Source organism: Pseudomonas sp. EA_65y_Pfl2_P74 (assembly GCF_963970575.1).
GTDB lineage: Bacteria > Pseudomonadota > Gammaproteobacteria > Pseudomonadales > Pseudomonadaceae > Aquipseudomonas > Aquipseudomonas baetica_A.
This window is the reverse complement of sequence record NZ_CAXAOQ010000010.1, coordinates 153,631-178,404: the sequence shown is the minus strand read 5'-3', so window position 1 is coordinate 178,404 and position 24,774 is coordinate 153,631. Positions and strand designations below refer to the sequence as shown.

Here is a 24,774-nt window from a genome sequence, read left to right as displayed (position 1 = left end):
CTGCTCTACGTGATGGATCCGATGTGTTCCTGGTGCTGGGGGTTTGCCCCGGTGGCCACGGCACTGGTCGAGCAGGCCCAGGCAGCCGGGGTGGAGTTGCACCTTGTCGTTGGCGGGTTGCGTACCGGCAGCGGTTCGGCGCTGGAGCCGACCACTCGACGCTACATTCTCGAGCATTGGCAGGCAGTGACCGAGGCCACCGGCCAGCCATTCAAGTTTGAAGGCGCGTTGCCCGATGGTTTTGTCTACGACACCGAGCCTGCCTGCCGTGCGATCGTCACCGCACGCAGCCTGGCGCCGGATTGTGCGTGGACATTGGTCGGACTGATCCAGCAGGCGTTTTACACCGAAGGCCGCGACGTCACCCAAGCCAGCGTGCTGGTGGAACTGGCCGAGCAGGCCGGCGTGCCACGGATCGAATTTGCCGCACTGTTTGATCGCGCCGATCAGCACGAAGCCACGGCGGCGGATTTCAATTGGGTGCAGGATCTGGGCATCGCCGGGTTCCCGACGTTGCTGGCCGAACGCAATGGCCAACTGGCGCTGCTGACCAATGGCTATCAACCGCTCAGCGAGCTGTCGCCGTTGCTCGGTCGCTGGCTGGAGCGCGCAGCCTGTGCCTGACCTGGCCGATGACACGCCAGCCGTAAAGCGTGTCGACCGGCTGAGCTGGGCAGAAGTCCGGCGCTTGGCACTGCATCATAAAAAATCCCTGTGGATCGCCAACGGCGTGGCCGTGCTGGCGACGCTGTGCAGCGTGCCGATTCCATTATTGCTGCCCTTGCTGGTGGACGAAGTGCTGCTCGGCCACGGCGACGCCGCGCTGAAAGTCATGAATCAGGTGCTGCCGTCGATGTGGCAGCAAGCGGCGGGCTACATCGGCCTGATGCTGGTGGTCACGCTGACCCTGCGCTGCAGCGCCCTGTGTTTTGGCGTGTTGCAGGCGCGACTCTTCGCGCGTCTGGCCAAAGACATCGTCTACCGCATCCGTGTGCGGCTGATCGAACGCCTCAAACGCATTTCCCTCGGCGAATACGAAAGCCTGGGCAGCGGGACCGTGACCACGCACCTGGTCACCGATCTGGACACCCTCGACAAGTTTGTGGGCGAAACCCTCAGCCGTTTTCTGGTGGCGATGCTGACTCTGGTTGGCACAGCAAGCATTCTGATGTGGATGCACTGGAAACTGGCGCTGCTGATTCTGTTGTTCAACCCGCTGGTGATCTACGCCACGGTGCAGTTGGGCAAGCGGGTCAAACACCTGAAAAAACTCGAGAACGACAGCACCGCGCGCTTCACTCAGGCGCTGAGCGAAACCCTCGATTCGATCCAGGAAGTGCGAGCGGGTAACCGTCAGGGCTATTTCCTCGGGCGGTTGGGTCTGCGGGCACAGGAAGTGCGTAACTACGCGGTCAATTCGCAGTGGAAAACCGACGCGTCCAACCGCGCCAGTGGCTTGCTGTTCCAGTTCGGCATCGACATCTTCCGCGCGGCGGCGATGCTCACCGTGTTGTTTTCCGATCTGTCGATTGGCCAGATGCTCGCGGTGTTCAGTTACCTGTGGTTCATGATTGGCCCGGTCGAACAGTTGTTGAATCTGCAATACGCCTACTACGCGGCGGGCGGTGCGCTGGCGCGGGTCAACGAATTGCTGGCGCGTGCCGATGAGCCACAATATCCGGGGGGTGTCGACCCGTTCAAAGGGCGCGAAACCGTCGGTATTGAAGTGCAGGGCCTGTGTTTCGGTTACGGCGATGAGCTGGTGCTGGATCAGATGAACCTGTCTATCGCGCCCGGCGAAAAAGTCGCGATTGTTGGCGCCAGTGGCGGTGGCAAAAGTACCTTGGTGCAATTGCTGTTGGGGTTGTACACGCCGCTCGCGGGCACCGTCCGTTTCGGTGGGTCGACCCAGCAGGAAATCGGTCTGGAGATCGTTCGGGAAAACGTTGCGGTGGTGTTGCAGCATCCGGCGCTGTTCAACGACACCGTGCGCGCCAACCTGACCATGGGGCGCACACGCAGTGACGAAGCCTGTTGGCAGGCGCTGGAAATCGCCCAGCTCGAACCCGTCATCCGTGCCTTGCCGAACGGCCTCGACAGCATCGTCGGGCGCTCCGGCGTGCGCCTGTCCGGCGGGCAGCGTCAGCGTCTGGCGATTGCGCGGATGATCCTGGCCGAGCCCAAAGTGGTGATCCTCGACGAAGCCACCTCGGCCCTCGATGCCGCCACCGAATACAACCTGCATGAAGCCATGGCGCGGTTCCTCAATGGTCGCACCACACTGATCATTGCCCACCGCTTGTCGGCGGTAAAACAGGCGGATCGGGTGGTGGTGTTCGATGGCGGACAAGTGGCCGAAGACGGCGATCATCAGCAGTTAATTGCCGATGGCGGGCTGTACGCCAAACTGTATGGCCATTTGCAGCAGATATAGTGCTCTTGAGTTTTTTGCGCGTTTGTGTGCTTAGTGTTTGAATTGCTTAAAATAAAAAACTCCGAAACGCGTTGACAGGCAGCAGGTTGCGCAATCGGCAGTGAAGACGGCCTAGCAGTCGCTTCGACATGCCGAAAATTAGCCTAGGCTGAGCTGTCAGGAGCGGTATTTCCCGGTGTATATCTGGCAGTGCTTGCGCAAGGGACCTCATGAATCAGAAGCGGACTCTCGGAACGCCACGGTTGTTGGGCATCGTCTGGCCATTCATTGCTGTCGTGTTGTTTCAGGCTTTATTGGGAGGGATGAGTCTTTACGTGCTGTCGGCCGTTCGCGGTTATGTCGCGGGTGAGAGCCTCTGGTCCAAGGGGCAGAAAGACGCCATTTACTACCTCAATCTGTACGCCGACAGTCGTGACGAAACGATTTTTCTCAAGTACAAAAAGGCGATTGCCGTGCCTCAGGGCGGCCATGAGCTGCGCCTGGCACTGGATCACCAACCGCCGGACCTGACCGCTGCACGCGAAGGCATTCTCAAGGGCGGCAACCACCCGGACGACGTCCCCAGCCTGATCTGGCTGTACCTCAACTTCCGCCATTTCAGTTATCTGGAAACCGCAATCGACCGCTGGACGGTGGGTGACGCTTATCTGGTCGAACTCAATGACGTGGCGCGCGAAATGCACCAGAGCATCTTGCAGAACACTGCCAGCAGTGCCGATATCCGGCGCTGGAAGACGCGGATTCTGGCGATCAACGATGGCGTGACCCCGGCGGCGAAAGCGTTCAGTGATGCCCTGGGTGAAGGCTCGCGGATGATCTTGCGCCTGCTCTTGTTCACCAACCTGGCCACGGCGCTGGGGCTTATCGTGCTGGCTTTATGGCGCACGCACAAACTGCTCAAACAACGCCATGCTTTTGCCCAGGCCCTTCAGTTGGAGAAGGATCGGGCGCATGTCACGCTGCAGTCGATTGGCGATGGCGTCATCACCACCGACGTTTCCGGCGCCATCGATTACATGAACCCCGCCGCCGAAGCCATGACCCACTGGAAGGCCGAGCAGGCAGCCGGTCTACCGCTGGCGGCGCTGTTCAACTTGCTTGACGACAATGCCCAGGCCGAAGGCCTGACCCTGATCGAACATATTCTTAGTGGCCATCTCAGTGGCGGCAGTGAACACTCCAAACTGATTCAGCGCCTGGATGGCAGCACGCTGTCGGTGACGTTGGTCGGTGCGCCGATTCGCAATGCCGGGAACGTCAGCGGTACCGTGCTGGTGCTGCACGACATGACCCAGGAACGGCAATACATCGCCAATCTTTCGTGGCAGGCCACCCATGATGCGCTGACCGGGCTGGCGAACCGCCGTGAGTTCGAATATCGCTTGGAGCAAGCGCTGCATAACCTTTCGCGCCAGTCCGGGCGGCATGCGCTGATGTTCCTCGATCTGGATCAGTTCAAGTTGGTCAACGACACCTGCGGCCATGCCGCGGGTGATGAACTGCTGCGGCACATTTGCACCTTGCTGCAATCGGGGCTGCGTGAGGGCGACACCCTGGCGCGGCTCGGAGGTGACGAGTTCGGCATTCTGTTGGAAAACTGCGCGCCGCAAGCGGCGGAGAAAATTGCCGAGGCGCTGCGCCAGACCGTGCAGAACCTGCATTTTGTCTGGAAAGGGCGGCCATTCCTGACCACGGTGAGTATCGGCCTGGTGCATGTCGTGCAAACCCCGGCGACGCTGGAAGCTTCGCTGCGTGCTGCTGATATGGCCTGTTACATGGCCAAGGAAAAGGGCCGCAACCGTGTGCAGGTCTACCACGCTGACGATTCCGAACTGTCGCTGCGCTTTGGTGAAATGGCCTGGGTCCAGCGTCTGCACATGGCGCTGGAAGAGAACCGTTTTTGTCTTTACGCCCAGGAAATCTCACCGCTCAAGCCGAGTGACGGCAAGGGTGGGCACATTGAAATCCTGCTGCGTCTGCATGACGAGGCCGGACGGATGATTCTGCCGGACAGTTTCATTCCCGCCGCCGAACGTTATGGCTTGATGAGCCAGTTGGATCGCTGGGTCGTGCAAAACGTATTTAAGGTAATTGCTCAATGTATTGCACAAGAGCATAAAGGCCCATTAGCGATGTGTGCGATTAATCTGTCAGGTATTACTATAGGAGATGACGCGTTTTTGCACTTTCTGCGCGAACAGTTTGTTAACTATTCGATACCGCCTGAAATGATTTGTTTTGAAATTACTGAAACCAGTGCAATTTCAAACTTGGGCAGTGCAATTAGATTTATTAATGAACTCAAAGGCTTGGGTTGTTATTTCTCGTTGGATGACTTTTGTGCCGGAATGTCTTCATTCGCTTATCTGAAACATTTGCCTGTAGACTTCCTGAAGATCGACGGGAGTTTCGTAAAAGATATGCTGGACGACCCGATTAACCGAGCAATGGTCGAAGTGATCAATCACATCGGGCATGTCATGGGTAAGCAGACAATTGCCGAGTTTGTTGAAACAACCCAGATCGAGCAGGCATTGCTTGAAATTGGAGTGGATTACGCTCAGGGTTATGTCATCGAACGACCGCAATTGTTTACCTGTGACAGTTTGCAAAGTCGGCCCGCCAGACCGCAGCCGTTGTTGTTCAAAGCGCCTGGCACGTTCCGTTGAAGTCTCTCGCCGATCCTTACAATCACAAATCAAAAGGAGCCGAACAGTGATCGACACATTCAACCGAGCCGGACCGCTCATGGAAGCTGCAAGTTATCCAGGCTGGGCACAACAGCTGATTGAGGATTGCAGCGAGAGCAAGCGCCGGGTTGTCGAACATGAGTTGTACCTGCGCATGCGTGATAACAAGCTCAGCGCCAAAACCATGCGCCAGTACCTGATCGGGGGTTGGCCGGTGGTTGAGCAATTCGCTCTTTACATGGCGCAGAACCTGACCAAGACCAAATTCGCCCGTCACCCCGGTGAAGACATGGCGCGGCGCTGGCTGATGCGCAATATCCGCGTCGAGCTGAATCACGCCGATTACTGGGTGCACTGGAGTCGTGCGCACGGTGTGAGCCTGGAAGATCTGCAGGCCCAGCATGTGCCGCCCGAGCTGCACGCCTTGAGTCATTGGTGCTGGCACACCAGTTCGGCGGACTCGCTGATCGTGGCTATCGCGGCCACCAACTATGCAATCGAGGGCGCGACCGGGGAGTGGTCGGCACTGGTTTGTTCTACTGGCGTGTATGCCGCTGCATTCCCGGAGGAAGATCGAAAGCGGGCGATGAAGTGGTTGAAGATGCACGCGCAGTATGACGATGCCCACCCTTGGGAGGCGCTGGAAATCATTTGCACCCTGGCCGGCATGAATCCGAGCAAGGCCCTGCAGGTCGAGTTGCGTCAGGCGATCTGCAAGAGCTACGACTACATGTATCTGTTTTTGGAGCGTTGCATGCAGCTCGAAACATCCGAGCGTTTGTTGGTGCGCGAACGCAGGGCAGTAGTCGAAAGCTGATGTAACTGTGGGCGCGGGCTTGCTCGCGAAAGCGGTGTCGCAGTCTAGCAACTGCTGACTGACACACCCTGTTCGCGAGCAAGCCCGCTCCCACACTGTTTGGTGGTTCGGTAGAGCTAACCCGCCATTGCCAATCGATTCCGGCCTTCACGCTTGGCCACATACAACGCACTGTCAGCGCGACGCAGCAGGCTTTCTGCCGATTCACCCGGCAGCAGGGTCGAGCAACCCAGGCTCACCGTCAGCTCGATCAACTGGTCGTCAGCGTAATATTCATTAGCCTGTGCGGCGTAGCGCAAACGCTCACCGACCAGAGCAGCCGCTTCCCGGCTGGTGTTGGACAGCAGGATCAGGAACTCTTCCCCGCCATAACGAAACACCATGTCGACGTTGCGCAATTGACCTTTGATTGAGGCGGCAACGGCTTTGAGTACGTCATCGCCAGCGCTATGCCCGTGACTGTCGTTGACCCGCTTGAAATGGTCGATATCCAGCATCAATACCGACAATGGTTGCAGATGGCGACGTGACATCTCGATTTCGCGTTGCAGGGTCTGGTCCATCGCAATACGGTTGCCGGCACCGGTGAGGGAGTCGCGCAGTGCGCTCTGGGTCGCCGCGCGGTATAACAGGGCGTTGCGCATCGGATACAGCAGCGACGACAGCAGCGATTCAAGATGCCCCTGCTCCTGATCGTTGAAGCGCTGATTACGGCGGAATACCAGTTCACCCATGTGCTCGCCTTCGTGGCTGAGGCTGTAGCTGACCGAGTGATGGCCTCGGGCGCCGAACTCCAGGCGCAGGTCACTGCCCTGATGCGTGTAGCTCAAGGCATCCAGTGGTACAAGGCGCTGAGCCTCGCGAAAGAACAGACCGAGAATGCGTTGCGGTTCAAGACTGGTTTGCAGTTGCAGGCTCAGTTGCTGGCGCAATTGCGCAAGACTGGCGGGCCGCTCCAGAAGAGGCGGCTGCTGACCGAAACCCAGGCGCTGCAATTTGGCACTGTCGAAGTCAATTGCATTGGTCTGGGAAGGTGATTTCATATGGCGTGAGCCCCTAAGCAGTAAGTCTGTCTTACAGGCTGGGTGAGAGCGGCTATGGGCTGCGTGTCGTACTGATCCATCAGTCCCGTAGGACATTTGGTGTAAGTCTAGTCTGCCTGATGACGATTAGTGAGCTATCGAATCAGGTCTTGCCCCATTGCCTTCACACGGCATGCTTTGAGGAAAATTAGAGCGAAAGTCGTGCCATTCAGTTCTGTTTTATTTAAAGCTATACGAATCAATAGCTTGGCTTTTCGGAAGACTAAGGTGTGCTGGATATTTGACTGTATTTTGACGGCCAATAACGGTTAATGCATGCCGCGACGGAAATCCGCCACGGCTACAAATGCGACGTATGGCATTACTGCGCGTTGAATGCCTGACCATTGATGCCGGTGCTGTCCGGGCCCATCAGGTACAGGTAGACCGGCATGATTTCCTCGGGCGTCGGATTGTTCAGCGGATTTTCCCCCGGATAGGCTTGCGCGCGCATGCTGGTGCGAGTGCCGCCCGGGTTGATGCTGTTGGAGCGCACTGGCGCCACGCCGTCGACTTCATCGGCCAGGGTTTGCATCAGGCCTTCGGTGGCGAATTTCGAAACGCCATAGGCCCCCCAATAAGCACGGCCCTTGCGTCCGACGCTGCTCGAAGTGAACACCACCGAAGCATCCTGCGACAGCTTGAGCAGCGGCAGCAATGTGCTGGTCAACATGAACATGGCGTTGACGTTGACCTGCATGACACGCATGAAGTTTTCGCCGGACAACTGCTCGATGGGCGTGCGCGGGCCGATGATCGAGGCGTTATGCAGCAGGCCGTCGAGGTGGCCGAATTCAGCCTCGATCATTGCGGCCAGTTCATCGTACTGATGCGGCAGGGCGGTCTCGAGATTGAACGGAATCACCGCCGGCTGGGGGTGCCCGGCGGCTTCGATTTCGTCGTAGACCTGTGTCAGATGGGCTTCAGTCTTGCCCAGCAGCAAAACGGTTGCGCCATGGGCAGCGTAGGTTTTCGCGGCAGCCGCGCCGATGCCACGACCGGCACCGGTGACCAGAATGACCCGGTCCTTGAGCAATTCGGGACGAGCTGTGTAATCAAACATAAAAAACCTCATCAAGAGTCAGATCATTCCCACGCTCCGCATGGGAAAGCAGCCAATGACGCTCTGCGTCAAGTCTCAGCAACTGCAGAGCGCGCTATCGAGCACCTTGCGCAACTCCAGAGGATGATCCACCACCACATCCGCGCCCCAATGCCGCGGGTTGTCGTCGGGATGGATGTAGCCAAACGTCACCGCGCAAGTCTTGGTGCCAGCGTCGCGCCCGGATTCGATATCGCGCAGATCATCGCCCACAAACAAAACCGTCGACGGATCCAGATCAAGCATCTTGCACGCCAGGATCAGCGGCTCCGGATCCGGCTTGCTGTTTTTGACATGATCCGGGCAGATCAGCAGCGCCGAACGCTCGGCCAGTCCCAACTGCTGCATGATCGGCTCGGCGAAGCGCAGCGGCTTGTTGGTCACCACGCCCCAGATCAAGTTGGCCTTTTCGATATCAGCCAGCAGTTCGGCCATGCCGTCGAACAGCTTGCTGTGCACCGCGCAGCCGACGAGGTAGCGCTCGAGGAATTCCAGGCGCAACTCTTCAAACCCCGGCGATTCCGGGTCCATCGAAAACGTCACCGCAACCATGGCTTTGGCGCCGCCGGAGATCTCGTCGCGAATGTGCTTGTCGTTGATTGGCGGCAAGCCACGATCCGCGCGCATCGCCTGGCAGATGGCGATGAAGTCCGGTGCGGTGTCGAGCAGGGTGCCGTCCATGTCGAAAAGGACTGCTCTGATGGCCATCGGCTTATTCCTCGCGCAGGGTCTGGATCATGTAGTTGACGTCAACGTCGTTGGCCAGCTTGTAGTGCTTGGTCAGCGGGTTGTAAGTCAGGCCGATGATGTCCTTGACGGTCAGGCCGGCCATGCGGCTCCAGGCGCCAAGCTCGGACGGGCGGATGAATTTCTTGAAGTCGTGGGTGCCACGCGGCAGCAACTTCATGATGTATTCGGCGCCGATGATGGCGAACAGGTAGGCCTTCGGGTTGCGGTTGATGGTCGAGAAGAACACCTGACCGCCGGGCTTGACCATGCGGAAGCAGGCGCGAATGACCGACGATGGATCCGGCACATGTTCGAGCATTTCCAGGCAGGTGACCACGTCGAACTGCTCGGGCATTTCTTCGGCCAGAGCTTCGGCGGTGATCTGGCGGTAATCGACGCTGACGCCGGATTCCAGTTGATGCAATTGCGCGACCGCCAGAGGCGCTTCGCCCATGTCGATGCCCATTACGGTGGCACCGCGTTGGGCCATGGCTTCGCTGAGGATGCCGCCGCCGCAACCGACGTCGAGCACTTTCTTGCCGGCCAGGTTGACCCGTTCGTCAATCCAGTTGACCCGCAGCGGGTTGATGTCGTGCAGCGGTTTGAATTCGCTTTCACGGTCCCACCAGCGATGGGCCAAGGCTTCGAATTTGGCGATTTCGGCGTGGTCGACGTTGCTCATGTTCCATTCCTCTAAAACTTGAAAAAGGTTGTAGCTGCGCAGGTTATGCGCAGTGTTTACGATTCGGTGTGGCCGCTGATGCGTTGGCCCCAGGCACGGGCGGTGGCGCCCAGTTGTGCCTCATCCAGGCGTGTCAGGCGCCGGTCGTCGAGCAGTTGCTTGCCGTCAACCCACAGGTGTTTCACGCAGTCGCGGCCGGTGGCATATATAAGCTGCGAAACCGGGTCATAGACTGGTTGCTGCGCCAGGCCCGACAGGTCGAAGGCGACGATGTCGGCGGCTTTGCCGATTTCCAGCGAGCCGACTTGCGCTTCGATCCCCAGCGCTCGGGCACCATTGAGCGTGGCCATGCGCAGGGCGCGGTGGGCGTCCAGCGCGGTGGCAGAGCCGGCGACGGCCTTGGCCAGCAGCGCGGCAGTGCGGGTTTCACCCAGCAGGTCGAGATCATTGTTGCTCGCCGCACCGTCAGTGCCGACAGCCACGTTCACACCCGCCTGCCACAATCGCTCGATCGGGCAAAAACCGCTGGCCAGTTTGAGGTTCGATTCGGGGCAGTGGATCACGCTGGTGTTGCTTTCTACCAGTAACGCCAGATCGTCATCGCTGATCTGGGTCATGTGTACGGCCTGGAAGCGCGGGCCAAGCAGGCCCAGGCGGCCGAGGCGGGCCAGTGGCCGCTCGCCGCGTTGTTCGACAGCTTGCTGCACTTCGAAGGCGGTTTCGTGGACGTGCATGTGGATCGATGCATCCAGTTCCTCGGCAATCACGCGGATCTTCTCGAGGTTCTCGTCGCTGACGGTATAGGGTGCATGGGGGCCGAAGGTGATCTTGATCCGTTCGTGGTGCTTCAGATCACCGAACAACTCGACGCCCTGACGAATGGCTTCATCAGCGTTGCTGGCGCCGGGTATCGGGAAGTCGAGGACAGGAATCGCGATCTGCGCGCGAATGCCGCTGTTGTGCACGCACTCGCTGGCAACTTTCGGGAAGAAATACATGTCCGAGAAACAGGTGATGCCGCCCTTGATCTGTTCGGCGATGGCCAGATCAGTACCGTCTCGGACAAAATCTTCATCGACCCATTTGGCTTCGGCTGGCCAGATGTGATTTTCCAGCCAGGTCATCAGCGGCAAGTCATCGGCCATACCGCGGAACAGTGTCATTGCGGCGTGGCCGTGAGCATTGATCAGACCGGGGCTGAGCAGCATGTCCGGCAATTCGCGGATTTGTGTGGCGTTACACTTCAATGCTTCGGCGCGCGGGCCGATAAACACGATGCGACCGTCGCGGATGCCCAGGCCGTGCTCCTTGAGCACAACGCCTGCAGGTTCGACGGGTACCAGCCAGGTCGGCAGCAATAGTAAGTCGAGCGCAATGGCAGGTTTCGGCATCGAGGGTCGGTTCCAGTGCTTTTGTAAAGGATGGCGAAGTATACCCGAGCGTCTTCGCGGGGGGATCGCTATAATCGGCGGCTTTTGTTCATGAGTGCGGGGTTAGGGATGCGCGATCGACTGTTGGCTGCGGAGAAAGTGAAGGCCATCGATTGGCGAGACGGCGCGCTCCACCTGCTGGATCAGCGTATTTTACCGTTCGAGGAAACCTGGATCGCCTGCACCAGCGCCGCCGGCGTGTCCGAGGCGATTCGCTCAATGGTGGTGCGTGGCGCGCCAGCCATCGGCATCAGTGCCGCCTATGGCATCGTGCTCGCGGCTCGTGCGCGGATTGTCGAGGGTGGCGATTGGCGTGCGGTGCTGGAAGAGGACTTCGCGCTGTTGGCCGGCTCTCGTCCGACCGCGGTCAACCTGTTCTGGGCGCTGGGCCGCATGCGTGATCGGCTTGAGCGCCTGAAAGACAATGCCGATCCGCTGGCGGCACTGGAAGCCGAGGCGATCTCAATTCATGAAAGTGACCGCGAAGCCAACCTGACCATGGCGCAACTGGGTGTCGACCTGATTCGTAAGCATCAGGGCAATGCTCAGGCGATTCTGACCCACTGCAACACTGGCGCGCTGGCGACGGGCGGATTCGGTACAGCGCTGGGTGTCATTCGTGCGGCGTTCCTTGAAGGTATGGTTGAGCGCGTTTACGCCGACGAAACCCGCCCGTGGCTGCAAGGCTCGCGCCTGACGGCCTGGGAGTTGGTCAATGAAGGTATCCCGGTGACCCTTAATGCCGACTCTGCCGCCGCACACATCATGAAAACCAAAGGTGTGACCTGGGTAATCGTCGGTGCTGACCGGATCACCGCCAACGGCGACGTGGCGAACAAGATCGGCACCTATCAACTGGCGGTCAATGCGATGCACCACGGCGTGCGTTTCATGGTCGTGGCGCCGAGTTCGACCATCGACATGAACCTGGCCAGTGGTGATGACATCCCGATTGAGGAACGTGACGGCGCCGAGTTGCTGGAGGTGGGCGGCAAGCGTGTCGGCGCAGATGTCGAGGCGTTCAATCCGGTGTTTGACGTGACGCCGGCGGATCTGATCGACGCGATCGTTACCGAGAAGGGCATCGTCGAGCGTCCGGATACCGCGAAAATGGCCCAGTTGATGTGTCGCAAGCGCCTGCATTAACGGGCTGTTGTGCCTCAAAGGTCCCCATCGCTGGCTTGTCAGCGATGGGGCCTTAAAAGTCAATAAACATACGTAAACAAGCCTCCGATTCTGCATTCGAAGAGGCTCTAAGCGTCTCTCGTCCCCCTTTCAGGCGATTACCGGCCAACTAACTATGCTCCATGCGCTTGTGGGGGATAGGTGCGTGGCGGCGATTGTGGTAGCATCCGGCGTTTTCCGAGGCAGTCCCACGGGGTTGTCTTCACTGCGCAAATCCAGGGTCCAACTTGTTGATTTGTCGTAAGTCGGCGCATGGCACTCAGCCTGCATCGACGAGCTTCGTGATCCCTATGGATATGACGAGGTTTCACCAGAAAAAGGAATCAGGCTTCTCATGGGCGAACTGGCCAAAGAAATCCTCCCGGTCAATATCGAAGACGAGCTGAAACAGTCCTACCTCGATTACGCGATGAGCGTGATCGTCGGCCGTGCACTGCCGGATGCGCGCGATGGCTTGAAGCCCGTGCACCGTCGCGTGCTGTTCGCGATGAGCGAGCTGGGCAACGACTTCAACAAGCCGTACAAGAAATCTGCCCGTGTTGTCGGTGACGTGATCGGTAAGTATCACCCGCACGGTGATACAGCGGTCTACGACACCATCGTCCGTATGGCGCAGCCATTCTCGCTGCGTTATCTGCTGGTCGACGGTCAGGGCAACTTCGGTTCGGTGGACGGCGACAACGCCGCGGCCATGCGATACACCGAAGTGCGCATGACCAAGCTGGCGCACGAGCTGCTGGCTGACCTGCACAAGGAAACCGTCGACTGGGTGCCGAACTACGACGGCACCGAAATGATCCCGGCGGTCATGCCGACCCGTATTCCCAACCTGCTGGTCAACGGTTCCAGCGGTATTGCCGTGGGCATGGCGACCAACATCCCGCCGCACAACCTCGGTGAAGTCATCGACGGTTGCCTGGCACTCATCGACAATCCCGAGCTGACTGTCGACGAGCTGATGCAATACATTCCCGGTCCGGACTTCCCGACCGCCGCGATCATCAACGGTCGCGCCGGTATCATCGAAGCCTACCGCACCGGTCGCGGGCGCATTTACATGCGTGCGCGTTCGATCGTTGAAGACATCGACAAGGTCGGTGGCCGTCAGCAGATCGTCATCACCGAACTCCCTTACCAGTTGAACAAGGCGCGTCTGATCGAGAAGATCGCCGAGCTGGTAAAAGAGAAGAAACTCGAAGGCATCACCGAACTGCGCGACGAGTCCGACAAGGACGGTATGCGCGTCGTGATCGAACTGCGTCGCGGCGAAGTGCCAGAGGTGATCCTCAACAACCTCTACGCCCAGACCCAACTGCAATCGGTGTTCGGCATCAACATCGTTGCGCTGATCGACGGCCGTCCGCGGATCCTCAACCTCAAGGATCTGCTGGAAGCCTTCGTTCGTCACCGTCGCGAAGTCGTCACCCGTCGCACCGTGTTCGAACTGCGTAAAGCCCGCGAGCGTGGTCACATCCTTGAAGGTCAGGCCGTTGCCCTGTCGAACATCGACCCGGTGATCGCCCTGATCAAGGCGTCGCCAACGCCGTCGGAAGCCAAGGAAGCGCTGATCAGCACGCCTTGGGAATCCTCGGCGGTGGTGGCGATGGTTGAGCGTGCCGGTGCCGATTCGTGCCGTCCGGAAAACCTTGATCCGCAATACGGTCTGCGCGAGGGCAAGTACTTCCTGTCGCCAGAACAGGCGCAAGCCATTCTGGAACTGCGTCTGCACCGCCTGACCGGCCTGGAACACGAAAAGCTGCTGGCCGAGTATCAAGAGATCCTCAACCAGATCGGCGAGCTGATCCGCATCCTCAACAGTGCCGTGCGCCTGATGGAAGTGATCCGCGAAGAGCTGGAAGTGATCCGTGCCGAATACGGCGATCAGCGTCGCACCGAGATTCTCGATGCACGCCTCGACCTGACTCTGGGCGACATGATCCCGGAAGAAGAGCGCGTTGTGACCATTTCCCACGGTGGCTACGCCAAGACCCAGCCGCTGGCTGCGTACCAGGCTCAGCGTCGTGGCGGTAAAGGCAAATCGGCGACTGGCGTCAAGGATGAGGACTACATTGCTCACCTGCTGGTTGCCAACAGTCACTCCACGCTCTTGCTGTTCTCCAGCAAAGGCAAGGTGTACTGGCTGAAGACTTACGAAATTCCTGAGGCATCGCGTGCCGCGCGGGGTCGTCCGCTGGTCAATCTGCTGCCGCTGGAAGCCGATGAAACCATCACCACGATGCTGCAGATCGACCTCGAAGCCCTGCAAAAACGCGCCGGTGCTGACGATGAAGATGATGCCGACGATGTGATCATCGAAGGCGAAGTGGTTGAAGCTGAAGAAGCTGCCGAACTGGAAGAAATCGACGGCGAAACGGCCGAACTGGTCGCTGAGCCGACTGGCGAATTCATCTTCATGGCCACGGCTTCCGGTACCGTCAAGAAGACGCCGCTGGCACGCTTCGCCCGTCCGCGCTCCAATGGCTTGATCGCCCTGAAGCTGAAGGAAGGTGACACGTTGATCGCGGCTGCCATCACCGATGGCGCGAAAGAAATCATGCTGTTCTCCGACGCTGGCAAGGTGATTCGTTTCGCTGAAGCCGCCGTGCGTGAAATGGGTCGTGGCGCTCGCGGTATCCGCGGCATGCGGATCCTCAAGGATCAGAAGCTGATCTCCATGCTGATTCCTGAGTCGGGCGCGCAGATTCTGACCGCTTCCGAGCGTGGTTTCGGCAAGCGCACCGCGCTGAGCAAATTCCCTCGCCGTGGTCGCGGTGGTCAGGGTGTGATTGCAATGGTCACCAAAGAGCGCAACGGCAAGCTCGTCGGTGCAATCCAGGTTCAGGAAGGCGAGGAAATCATGCTGATTTCCGATCAGGGCACGCTGGTGCGGACCCGCGTTGATGAAGTCTCCAGCCTGGGTCGCAACACCCAAGGGGTGACCCTGATCAAGCTGGCCACCGATGAAACGCTGGTCGGTCTGGAGCGGGTTCAGGAGCCGTCGGAAGTCGAGGGCGAAGAGCTTGAAGGTGAAGAAGGGCTGGTGTCCGGCGCGGAGGTCGTGATCGACGACGCTGTTGAAGATCAGCAACTCGACGCCGCAGCTGACGAAGAACCGCAGGAATAAGCGGACAAGCGAGGGGGCGGATGAGAATTCGCCCCCTTGTTATTTGTCCGGTATGAAAGTTTCAGAATGACCGAATTATTGTGTATCACCAAGTCAGAGCGAGATTGGATGTGAGCAAGCGAGCCTATAACTTCTGCGCCGGCCCTGCGGCGCTTCCTGAAGCTGTCCTGAAACGCGCTCAAGGTGAGCTCCTTGACTGGCACGGCAAGGGGCTGTCGGTCATGGAAATGAGCCATCGCAGCGATGAGTTCGTGTCCATTGCCAATCAGGCCGAGCAGGATCTGCGTGACCTGCTGAATATCCCTTCGAACTACAAAGTGCTGTTTCTGCAAGGTGGCGCGAGCCAGCAGTTTGCGCAGATTCCCCTGAACCTGCTGCCGGAAAATGGCTCGGCCGACTATATCGACACCGGTATCTGGTCGCAGAAAGCCATCGAAGAAGCCTCGCGCTACGGTCACGTCAACGTCGCCGCTACCGCCAAACCTTACGATTATTTCGCCATTCCGGGCCAGAACGAGTGGAACCTGTCCAAGGACGCCGCTTACGTTCACTACGCGCCGAACGAAACCATTGGCGGTCTGGAATTCCAGTGGATCCCGGAAACCGGCGACGTGCCGTTGGTGGCCGACATGTCTTCGGACATCCTTTCGCGTCCGGTCGATATTTCGCGTTTCGGCATGATCTACGCCGGTGCGCAGAAGAACATCGGTCCGAGCGGCATCGTGGTCAACATCATCCGCGAAGACTTGCTGGGCAAGGCGCGCTCGCTGTGCCCGACCATGCTCAACTACAAAGTCGCGGCCGATAACGGCTCGATGTACAACACCCCGCCGACTCTGGCCTGGTACTTGTCTGGTCTGGTATTCCAGTGGCTGAAAGAGCAGGGCGGCGTTGAAGCCATCGCCAGGCTGAACGATGTCAAGCAGCGCACGCTGTACGACTTCATCGACGCCAGCGGCCTCTACAGCAACCCGATCAACAAATCGGATCGCTCGTGGATGAACGTGCCATTCCGTCTCGCTGATGACCGTCTGGACAAGCCGTTCCTGGCTGGCGCTGATGAGCGCGGCTTGCTCAACCTCAAGGGTCACCGCTCTGTAGGCGGTATGCGCGCCTCCATCTACAACGCCGTCGACATCACCGCCGTCAATGCGCTGGTGGCCTACATGGCTGAATTCGAGAAGGAACACGGCTGATGTCCGAGCAAGAACTCAAGGCACTGCGCGTTCGCATTGACGCTCTGGACACCAAAGTCCTCGAGCTGATCAGTGAGCGTGCGCGTTGCGCCCAGGAAGTCGCGCGAGTAAAGATGGCCTCGCTGGCCGAAGGCGAAGTGCCGGTGTTCTATCGTCCTGAGCGCGAAGCTCAGGTGCTCAAGCGTGTGATGGAGCGCAATCAAGGGCCGTTGGGCAACGAAGAGATGGCGCGGTTGTTCCGCGAAATCATGTCCTCGTGCCTGGCATTGGAGCAGCCACTGAAAGTGGCCTACCTCGGCCCTGAAGGCACCTTCACCCAAGCGGCGGCCATGAAGCACTTCGGTCACGCGGTGATCAGCAAGCCGATGGCGGCGATTGACGAAGTGTTTCGCGAAGTGGCCGCCGGTGCGGTGAACTTTGGCGTGGTGCCGGTGGAAAACTCCACCGAAGGCGCGGTCAACCACACGCTGGACAGCTTCCTCGAGCACGACATGGTCATCTGTGGCGAAGTCGAGCTGCGCATTCACCATCATCTGCTGGTCGGTGAAAACACCAAGACCGACAGCATCAGCCGCATCTATTCCCACGCGCAGTCGCTGGCCCAGTGCCGCAAGTGGCTGGACGCGCACTACCCGAATGTCGAGCGCGTGGCGGTGTCCAGCAACGCCGAAGCGGCCAAACGGGTTAAAGGTGAATGGAACTCGGCGGCGATTGCCGGTGATATGGCGGCTGGGCTCTATGGTCTGACCCGTCTGGCCGAGAAAATCGAGGATCGTCCGGACAACTCCACGCGCTTCCTGATGATCGGTAACCAGGAAGTGCCGCCGACCGGTGACGACAAGACGTCGATCATAGTGTCCATGAGCAACAAGCCTGGCGCGCTGCACGAGCTGCTGGTGCCGTTCCATGACAACGGCATTGACCTGACGCGCATCGAAACCCGTCCATCGCGCAGCGGCAAATGGACCTATGTGTTCTTTATCGACTTCGTCGGCCACCACCGTGATCCGTTGGTCAAAGGTGTACTGGAAAAGATCAGTCAGGAAGCGGTAGCACTCAAGGTGCTGGGTTCCTACCCGAAAGCAGTTCTCTAAGGGCGGTAGCAAATGAGTGGCAACTTCCTCGCTCTGGCACAGCCGGGCGTGCAACAACTCTCGCCGTACGTTCCGGGCAAGCCTGTGGACGAACTGGCGCGCGAGCTGGGTCTGGATCCGGCGAAAATCGTCAAACTGGCCAGCAACGAAAACCCGCTGGGCGCCAGTCCGAAAGCCTTGGCGGCCATCCGCGAAGAGCTGGCTGAGCTGACGCGTTACCCGGACGGCAACGGTTTTGCGTTGAAGTCCCTGCTGGCCGAGCAGTGTCGTGTCGAGCTGAACCAGGTCACTCTGGGCAACGGCTCCAACGATATTCTCGAATTGGTCGCGCGCGCGTACCTGGCGCCGGGCCTTAACGCCGTGTTCAGCGAGCATGCTTTCGCGGTGTACCCGATTGCGACTCAGGCTGTTGGCGCTCAGGCCAAAGTAGTCCCGGCCAAGGATTGGGGGCATGACCTGCCGGCCATGCTCGCGGCCATTGATGCCAATACCCGCGTGGTGTTTATCGCCAACCCGAACAACCCGACCGGTACCTGGTTCGGCGCAGAGGCGCTGGACGAGTTCCTGCAGGACGTTCCGGAGCATGTGCTGGTGGTGCTCGATGAGGCTTATATCGAATACGCCGAAGGCAGTGATCTGCCGGACGGTCTGGATTTTCTCGCGGCTTACCCCAATCTGCTGGTTTCGCGTACTTTCTCCAAGGCCTATGGTCTGGCGGCGTTGCGTGTTGGCTACGGCCTGTCCACCCCGGTGGTGGCGGATGTGCTGAACCGTGTGCGCCAACCCTTCAACGTTAACAGCCTGGCCTTGGCTGCAGCCTGTGCAGCGCTGAAGGATGAGGAATATCTGGCGCAAAGCCGTCAGCTCAATGAGGCCGGCATGCAACAACTGCAAGCAGGTTTTCGTGAGTTGGGTTTGCGCTGGATCGAATCCAAAGGCAACTTCGTTTGCGTCGACCTCGGCCAAGTGGCGGCCCCGGTGTTTCAAGGCTTGCTGGCTGAGGGCGTGATCGTGCGTCCGGTGGCTAACTACGGTATGCCGAATCACCTGCGGGTGACCATCGGTCTGCCGGCGGAAAACAGCCGCTTGCTCGAAGCGCTGCGCAAGGTTCTGGCTCGTGGGTGATGTCACTGCGTTGCAATCTGCTGCACCTATGATCGGTCGCCTGGTGGTGGTCGGACTGGGGTTGATCGGTGGTTCATTTGCCAAAGGCTTGCGTGAAAGCGGTATCTGCCGCGAGGTGGTCGGGGTCGATCTCGACCCGCAATCGCGCAAGCTCGCGGTCGAGTTGGGTGTGGTTGATCGCTGCGAAGATGACTTGGTAGCGGCATGCCGTGGCGCTGACGTGATTCAATTGGCTGTGCCGATTCTGGCCATGGAGAAAGTGCTGGCTCGTCTGGCAGGCATGGATCTGGGGCAGGCGATCCTGACGGATGTCGGTAGCGCCAAGGGCAACGTGGTGCGTGCGGCGACCGAAGCATTCGGCGGCATGCCGGCGCGTTTCGTGCCGGGGCACCCGATTGCCGGCTCCGAGCAGAGCGGGGTGGAGGCTTCCAACGCTGGATTGTTCCGTCGTCACAAAGTAATTCTGACGCCGCTTGAGCAAACCGACCCGGCCGCGCTGGCTGTTGTTGATCGTCTATGGCGTGAATTGGGTGCCGACGTCGAGCACATGCAAGTCGAGCGCCACGACGAAGTATTGGCCGCAACCAGTCATTTGCCGCACTTGCTAGCCTTCGGTTTGGTCGATTCGTTGGCCAAGCGCAATGAAAACCTTGAGATCTTCCGTTACGCTGCGGGCGGTTTCCGCGATTTCACAAGAATCGCCGGAAGCGACCCGGTGATGTGGCACGACATCTTCCTCGCCAATCGCGAGGCTGTCCTGCGCACACTCGATACATTTCGCAGCGACCTCGACGCCTTGCGCGACGCGGTCGATGCAGGGGATGGGCACCAATTGTTGGGCGTTTTCACACGCGCCCGGGTTGCCCGCGAGCATTTCAGTAAAATCCTGGCCCGCAGGGCCTATGTGGACGCTATGAATTCCAACGATCTGATCTTCCTGGCTCAACCTGGTGGCCGCCTGTCCGGTCGGATTCGCGTACCGGGTGACAAATCGATTTCCCACCGTTCGATCATGCTCGGTTCGCTGGCCGAAGGCGTCACCGAAGTCGAAGGCTTCCTCGAGGGCGAAGACGCCCTGGCGACCTTGCAGGCATTCCGCGATATGGGTGTGGTCATTGAAGGCCCGCACCACGGTCGCGTGACCATTCACGGTGTCGGCCTGCACGGCCTGAAACCTGCGCCGGGCCCGATCTATCTGGGTAACTCCGGCACGTCGATGCGTCTGCTGTCCGGCCTGCTGGCCGCGCAGAACTTCGACAGCATCCTGACGGGCGATGCTTCGCTGTCCAAGCGTCCGATGAATCGCGTGGCCAATCCGCTGCGTGAAATGGGCGCTGTGATCGAAACTGCTGCCGAAGGTCGTCCACCAATGACCATTCGTGGCGGGCACAAGCTCAAAGGCCTGACCTACACCATGCCGATGGCCAGCGCTCAGGTGAAGTCCTGCCTGCTGCTGGCGGGTCTGTACGCTGAAGGCAAGACCACCGTCACCGAGCCTGCTCCGACCCGTGACCATACCGAGCGTATGTTGCGCGGTTTCGGTTACTCGGTGTCCGTGGATGGCGCTACGGCTTCGGTCGAGTCCGGCGGCAAACTCACCGCGACTCACATTGAAGTGCCGGGCGACATTTCGTCGTCGGCGTTCTTCCTGGTCGCGGCATCGATCGCTGAAGGTTCGGAGCTGGTGCTCGAACACGTCGGTATCAACCCGACCCGCACCGGCGTCATCGACATCCTGCGCCTGATGGGTGCGGACATCACCCTGGAAAACCAGCGTGAAGTCGGCGGAGAGCCAGTGGCTGACCTGCGCGTGCGAGCAGCTAAACTCAAAGGTATCGAGATTCCTGAAGAGCTGGTTCCGCTGGCCATCGACGAATTCCCGGTGCTGTTCGTGGCGGCGGCGTGTGCCGAAGGCCGTACCGTGCTGACCGGTGCCGAAGAGCTGCGCGTCAAGGAGTCGGATCGCATTCAAGTGATGGCGGACGGCTTGCTGGCACTGGGCGTCAAGTGCCAGCCAACACCGGACGGCATCATCATCGACGGTGGCCAGATTGGCGGCGGCGAAGTGCATGGTCACGGCGATCACCGTATCGCCATGGCTTTCAGTGTGGCCTCCCTGCGCGCCACTGCACCGATCCGCATCCATGATTGCGCCAACGTCGCGACGTCGTTCCCGAACTTCCTCGCGCTGTGCGGGCAGGTCGGTATTCGTGTGGCACAAGAGGCTCAGTCGTGAAAAACATTGCACCGGTCATCACCATCGATGGGCCAAGCGGCTCGGGCAAGGGCACGGTCGCCGGGATTCTGGCCAAGCGTCTGGGCTGGAACCTGCTGGATTCCGGTGCGCTGTATCGCCTGCTGGCATTCGCTGCGCACAACCATGGTGTCGACCTGACCAATGAGGAGCTGCTGAAGAAGCTCGCCGCTCATCTGGATGTGCAGTTCATCGCAGCGACCGACGGTCAGCTGCAGCGCATCATTCTGGAAGGCGATGAAGTCAGCGATGTCATCCGCACTGAAAGCGTCGGTTCCGGCGCCTCTCAGGTGGCGGCATTGCCGGCTGTGCGCGAGGCGCTGCTGCAGCGCCAGCGTGCTTTTCAGGAGGCGCCGGGGCTGGTGGCCGATGGTCGCGACATGGGCACGGTCGTTTTTCCAAGTGCGCCGCTGAAGATTTTCCTGACCGCCAGTGCCGAGGAGCGGGCGCGCCGCCGATATTTGCAGTTGAAGGGCAAAGTCGAGGGTGTTAGTCTGTCGAGTCTGCTAGATGAGATCCGTGCACGCGACGAGCGTGATACCCAGCGAGCGGTAGCCCCGCTAAAACCGGCGGCTGACGCAATACAGCTGGATTCCACGGAGTTGTCCATCGATCAGGTGCTTGAACGCATCATGAGCGAGATCGCCATTCGCGATATCGCCGGGTGACCAAGAAGGTTGCAGGGGACCAGTCATAGTCCTGCGGCGCTTCTTCTATATGAAACTAACCCACACCGTCTGGGGTGTGGAGATGGGCGTATCCTTCGCCCTCATTTACAGGAATTAAAATGAGCGAAAGCTTTGCGGAACTCTTTGAAGAAAGCCTAAAAACCCTGAACCTTCAGGCAGGCTCCATCATCACCGGTGTTATCGTTGATATCGATTACCAAGCTCGCTGGGTAACCGTTCACGCTGGCCTGAAGTCTGAAGCACTCATCCCGCTTGAGCAGTTCTACAACGACGCTGGCGATCTGACTATCAATGTCGGTGACGAAGTTCACGTTGCGCTGGACTCGGTTGAAGACGGTTTCGGTGAAACCAAGCTGTCCCGTGAAAAAGCCAAGCGCGCTGAATGCTGGATCGTTCTGGAAGCAGCCTTCGCAGCTGAGGAAGTGGTCAAGGGCGTTATCAACGGTAAGGTTAAAGGCGGCTTCACTGTCGACGTTAACGGCATCCGTGCGTTCCTGCCAGGTTCCCTGGTTGACGTCCGTCCAGTGCGCGACACCACGCACCTGGAAGGCAAAGAGCTGGAATTCAAGGTCATCAAGCTGGACCAGAAGCGCAACAACGTTGTCGTTTCCCGTCGCAGCGTCCTGGAAGCCGAGAACTCCGCCGAGCGTGAAGCTCTGCTGGAATCCCTGCAGGAAGGCCAGCAAGTCAAAGGTATCGTCAAAAACCTCACCGATTACGGCGCATTCGTCGATCTGGGTGGCGTGGACGGCCTGCTGCACATCACCGACATGGCCTGGAAGCGCATCAAGCATCCTTCCGAGATCGTCAACGTTGGTGACGAAATCGACGTTAAGGTTCTGAAATACGATCGCGAACGCAACCGTGTTTCCCTGGGCCTGAAGCAACTGGGCGAAGATCCATGGGTTGCTATCAAAGCCCGTTACCCAGAAAGCACTCGCGTTACCGCTCGTGTAACCAACCTGACCGACTACGGCTGCTTCGCTGAGCTGGAAGAAGGCGTTGAAGGTCTGGTACACGTTTCGGAAATGGACTGGACCAACAAAAACATCCACCCTTCGAAAGTCGTACAAGTCGGCGACGAAGTGGAAGTTATGGTTCTGGACATCGACGAAGAGCGTCGTCGTATCTCCCTGGGCATCAAGCAGTGCAAATCTAACCCATGGGAAGATTTCTCTGGCCAGTTCAACAAGGGCGATAAAATCTCCGGCACCATCAAGTCGATCACCGATTTCGGTATCTTCATTGGTCTGGACGGCGGCATCGACGGTCTGGTTCATCTGTCCGACATCTCCTGGAACGAAGTGGGCGAAGAAGCCGTACGTCGTTTCAAGAAGGGCGACGAACTGGACACCGTTATCCTGTCGGTTGACCCAGAGCGCGAGCGTATCTCCCTGGGTATCAAGCAACTGGAAAGCGATCCGTTCTCCGAGTACGTCTCGGTTAACGACAAAGGCGCAATCGTTACTGGCACCGTGAAAGAAGTTGACGCCAAAGGCGCCATCATCGTTCTGGCTGACGACATCGAAGCGACCCTGAAAGCCTCCGAAATCAGCCGTGACCGCGTTGAAGACGCGCGCAACGTGCTGAAAGAAGGCCAGGAAGTTGAAGCCAAGATCATCAGCGTTGACCGCAAGAGCCGCGTAATCCAGCTCTCGATCAAGTCGAAAGACGACGCTGAAGAGAAAGAAGCAATCCAGAGCCTGAAAGAGACTCCGGAAGCTGCTACCGGCGAAACCACCATGGCGGCACTGCTGCGCCAGGCAATGGCCAAACAGAACTAAGTTCTGCTTGATCATTAAAAAGGGCGACTTCGGTCGCCCTTTTTTGTGCCTGCGATTTGATGAGTCCTGGTTCGCTTCTGCGCGAATCCGTGCTGCCTGTGAAACCATTCCAGTCGCCAGATTGTCTGTTTCTTTAATGGGATCAATCGCCTATTCGCGACTAAGCTTGGTCTTAAGCGTGCAGTAGTCGGGCGTTGCCTGGCATAAGGAAGTGGATGAACAAGTTTATTGTCCTCATAGCGGTACTGGTTTTTGCGGGCTGTACTACAAATGCCAAGACCCATGCGGTGCGTGGTGTCAGCGGCATTGAAGTTGATTGCTCCGGGCTGGGCTCTGGCTGGGAGAGGTGTCAAAAGCGAGCGGCGAAGGAGTGTAAGGGGGCGGGTTACAAGGTGATCACTCGATCTGATGATGCCAAAGACGAAGATGAGTTTCCGTTTGGTTTCAATCCTGCTGGGTACGTGACCCGGACCATGCTGGTGATATGCCGTTGAGCGTGGGGTGATCCTGGCGAGTGAGTTTATGCCCTGAAAGCGGGCGTTTCAGCGCTGAAGAAGATATGTCAATCCCTGGGCTGTTCAAAATCTTCCGGGCATGCTAAAACCTTTCAAGCGCTGATCTAGCTGCTTGAAAAAGAAGGGAAAAATATGACGAAGTCGGAGTTGATCGAACGAATTGTCACCCATCAAGGGCTGCTCTCATCCAAGGATGTGGAGTTGGCCATCAAGACCATGCTTGAACAAATGTCCCAATGTCTGGCCACTGGTGATCGCATCGAGATCCGTGGGTTCGGCAGCTTCTCCCTGCACTACCGTGCGCCGCGCGTTGGTCGCAATCCAAAGACCGGCCAGTCTGTAAGTCTGGATGGAAAATTCGTTCCGCATTTCAAGCCGGGTAAAGAATTGCGTGATCGAGTGAACGAGGAAGAGGAGGAGGGGGTTTGACAGTCGCTATCTCTCAAGGAGTTACTCATGCGTAACCTCAAGCGCATACTTCTTGGCGTTTTTATTCTTTTGCTGGTGTTGGTGATTCTGGCGTTTGTTCTGGAAAATCAGCAATCGGTGTCGTTATTGTTTCTAGGCTTTTCCGGGCCTCAATTGCCGGTCTCGCTGGTAGTGGTTTTGGCATTGCTCATCGGTATGTTGATTGGCCCGATACTAGGCTGGTTTCTGGGACGTTCGTCCAAGGCGGCACGCAAGCGAATTGTCTGAAAACGACAGGTGCATGGCATCTGTCGAAATTGCGCCTCAGCCTGTCTATATCCATTAGTAAAACGTTCATTAAGCTGTAAAATGCAGCCCTTGTTCGATAGTGGCACATTCCCACATCGATTCAGACTGACTCTGACAGAAGCCAC

Annotated in this window: 20 protein-coding genes; 15 read left to right on the top strand and 5 right to left on the bottom strand. The window is 58.6% G+C overall.

Annotated elements, in window-relative coordinates:
- The first annotated feature begins 21 nt into the window (after positions 1–21).
- From AACY18_RS10640 to AACY18_RS10625, 4 genes are all read left to right on the top strand, one after another.
- Positions 22–624: a DsbA family protein gene (locus tag AACY18_RS10640; RefSeq protein WP_339464837.1), complete on the top strand. Its 603-nt coding sequence runs from the start codon at positions 22–24 to the stop codon at positions 622–624.
- Positions 617–2,434, top strand: a complete 1,818-nt coding sequence (locus AACY18_RS10635) for an ABC transporter ATP-binding protein (RefSeq protein WP_339464825.1) — start codon at positions 617–619, stop codon at positions 2,432–2,434. Before AACY18_RS10640 ends, AACY18_RS10635 begins: the two co-directional genes overlap by 8 nt.
- Before the next feature lie 209 nt (positions 2,435–2,643).
- The gene (locus tag AACY18_RS10630; protein ID WP_339431139.1) at positions 2,644–5,103 is read left to right on the top strand and encodes an EAL domain-containing protein; all 2,460 of its coding nucleotides are present in this window, start codon (positions 2,644–2,646) and stop codon (positions 5,101–5,103) included.
- A gap of 79 nt (positions 5,104–5,182) precedes the next feature.
- Positions 5,183–5,941, top strand: coding sequence for a TenA family transcriptional regulator (locus AACY18_RS10625; RefSeq protein ID WP_260455454.1), 759 nt, complete (start codon positions 5,183–5,185; stop codon positions 5,939–5,941).
- A 116-nt stretch (positions 5,942–6,057) separates the two neighbouring features.
- Here the strand turns inward: AACY18_RS10625 and AACY18_RS10620 are convergent, their stop codons facing one another.
- The 5 genes from AACY18_RS10620 to AACY18_RS10600 form a co-directional block, all read right to left on the bottom strand.
- Positions 6,058–6,984: a GGDEF domain-containing protein gene (locus AACY18_RS10620; protein ID WP_339464824.1), complete on the bottom strand. Its 927-nt coding sequence runs from the start codon at positions 6,982–6,984 to the stop codon at positions 6,058–6,060.
- 361 nt (positions 6,985–7,345) lie between these two features.
- Positions 7,346–8,086 carry a YciK family oxidoreductase gene (locus AACY18_RS10615; RefSeq protein ID WP_339431141.1) on the bottom strand — a complete coding sequence of 247 codons (741 nt, stop codon included), beginning with the start codon at positions 8,084–8,086 and terminating at the stop codon, positions 7,346–7,348.
- 75 nt (positions 8,087–8,161) lie between these two features.
- The gene (gene mupP / locus AACY18_RS10610) at positions 8,162–8,833 is read right to left on the bottom strand and encodes an N-acetylmuramic acid 6-phosphate phosphatase MupP (protein WP_339464823.1); all 672 of its coding nucleotides are present in this window, start codon (positions 8,831–8,833) and stop codon (positions 8,162–8,164) included.
- Positions 8,834–8,837: 4 nt separating this feature from the next.
- Complete coding sequence (ubiG, locus tag AACY18_RS10605; protein ID WP_339431143.1) at positions 8,838–9,536, bottom strand: bifunctional 2-polyprenyl-6-hydroxyphenol methylase/3-demethylubiquinol 3-O-methyltransferase UbiG; 699 nt, start codon at positions 9,534–9,536, stop codon at positions 8,838–8,840.
- A 56-nt stretch (positions 9,537–9,592) separates the two neighbouring features.
- Positions 9,593–10,927: a TRZ/ATZ family hydrolase gene (locus tag AACY18_RS10600; RefSeq protein WP_339464822.1), complete on the bottom strand. Its 1,335-nt coding sequence runs from the start codon at positions 10,925–10,927 to the stop codon at positions 9,593–9,595.
- Positions 10,928–11,035: 108 nt separating this feature from the next.
- Between AACY18_RS10600 and mtnA the strand changes: the two genes are divergently transcribed.
- The 11 genes from mtnA to AACY18_RS10545 all read left to right on the top strand — a co-directional run bounded on the left by mtnA (position 11,036) and on the right by AACY18_RS10545 (position 24,628).
- Complete coding sequence (gene mtnA, locus AACY18_RS10595; RefSeq protein ID WP_339431145.1) at positions 11,036–12,112, top strand: S-methyl-5-thioribose-1-phosphate isomerase; 1,077 nt, start codon at positions 11,036–11,038, stop codon at positions 12,110–12,112.
- Between the two features lie 373 nt (positions 12,113–12,485).
- On the top strand, positions 12,486–15,275 hold the full coding sequence (gyrA, locus tag AACY18_RS10590) for a DNA gyrase subunit A (protein ID WP_221729263.1): 2,790 nt from the start codon (positions 12,486–12,488) through the stop codon (positions 15,273–15,275).
- A gap of 110 nt (positions 15,276–15,385) precedes the next feature.
- The gene (serC, locus tag AACY18_RS10585) at positions 15,386–16,471 is read left to right on the top strand and encodes a 3-phosphoserine/phosphohydroxythreonine transaminase (RefSeq protein ID WP_339431146.1); all 1,086 of its coding nucleotides are present in this window, start codon (positions 15,386–15,388) and stop codon (positions 16,469–16,471) included.
- Entirely contained in the window at positions 16,471–17,565 is a 1,095-nt protein-coding gene (gene pheA, locus AACY18_RS10580) for a prephenate dehydratase (RefSeq protein WP_027620100.1), read from the top strand. Before serC ends, pheA begins: the two co-directional genes overlap by 1 nt.
- A 12-nt stretch (positions 17,566–17,577) precedes the next feature.
- Complete coding sequence (gene hisC / locus AACY18_RS10575) at positions 17,578–18,690, top strand: histidinol-phosphate transaminase (RefSeq protein ID WP_339464821.1); 1,113 nt, start codon at positions 17,578–17,580, stop codon at positions 18,688–18,690.
- Between the two features lie 28 nt (positions 18,691–18,718).
- Entirely contained in the window at positions 18,719–20,926 is a 2,208-nt protein-coding gene (locus AACY18_RS10570; RefSeq protein WP_339464836.1) for a bifunctional prephenate dehydrogenase/3-phosphoshikimate 1-carboxyvinyltransferase, read from the top strand.
- The gene (gene cmk, locus AACY18_RS10565) at positions 20,923–21,612 is read left to right on the top strand and encodes a (d)CMP kinase (RefSeq protein ID WP_339431148.1); all 690 of its coding nucleotides are present in this window, start codon (positions 20,923–20,925) and stop codon (positions 21,610–21,612) included. Before AACY18_RS10570 ends, cmk begins: the two co-directional genes overlap by 4 nt.
- A 119-nt stretch (positions 21,613–21,731) precedes the next feature.
- Positions 21,732–23,417 (top strand): 30S ribosomal protein S1, encoded by a 1,686-nt coding sequence (gene rpsA / locus AACY18_RS10560; protein ID WP_221729258.1) that lies wholly within the window; start codon positions 21,732–21,734, stop codon positions 23,415–23,417.
- Between the two features lie 215 nt (positions 23,418–23,632).
- Positions 23,633–23,911, top strand: coding sequence for a hypothetical protein (locus AACY18_RS10555; protein WP_339431149.1), 279 nt, complete (start codon positions 23,633–23,635; stop codon positions 23,909–23,911).
- A 153-nt stretch (positions 23,912–24,064) separates the two neighbouring features.
- Positions 24,065–24,361 carry an integration host factor subunit beta gene (ihfB, locus tag AACY18_RS10550; protein WP_003189779.1) on the top strand — a complete coding sequence of 99 codons (297 nt, stop codon included), beginning with the start codon at positions 24,065–24,067 and terminating at the stop codon, positions 24,359–24,361.
- A gap of 27 nt (positions 24,362–24,388) precedes the next feature.
- Complete coding sequence (locus tag AACY18_RS10545; RefSeq protein ID WP_339431150.1) at positions 24,389–24,628, top strand: lipopolysaccharide assembly protein LapA domain-containing protein; 240 nt, start codon at positions 24,389–24,391, stop codon at positions 24,626–24,628.
- The last annotated feature ends 146 nt before the right edge of the window (positions 24,629–24,774 follow it).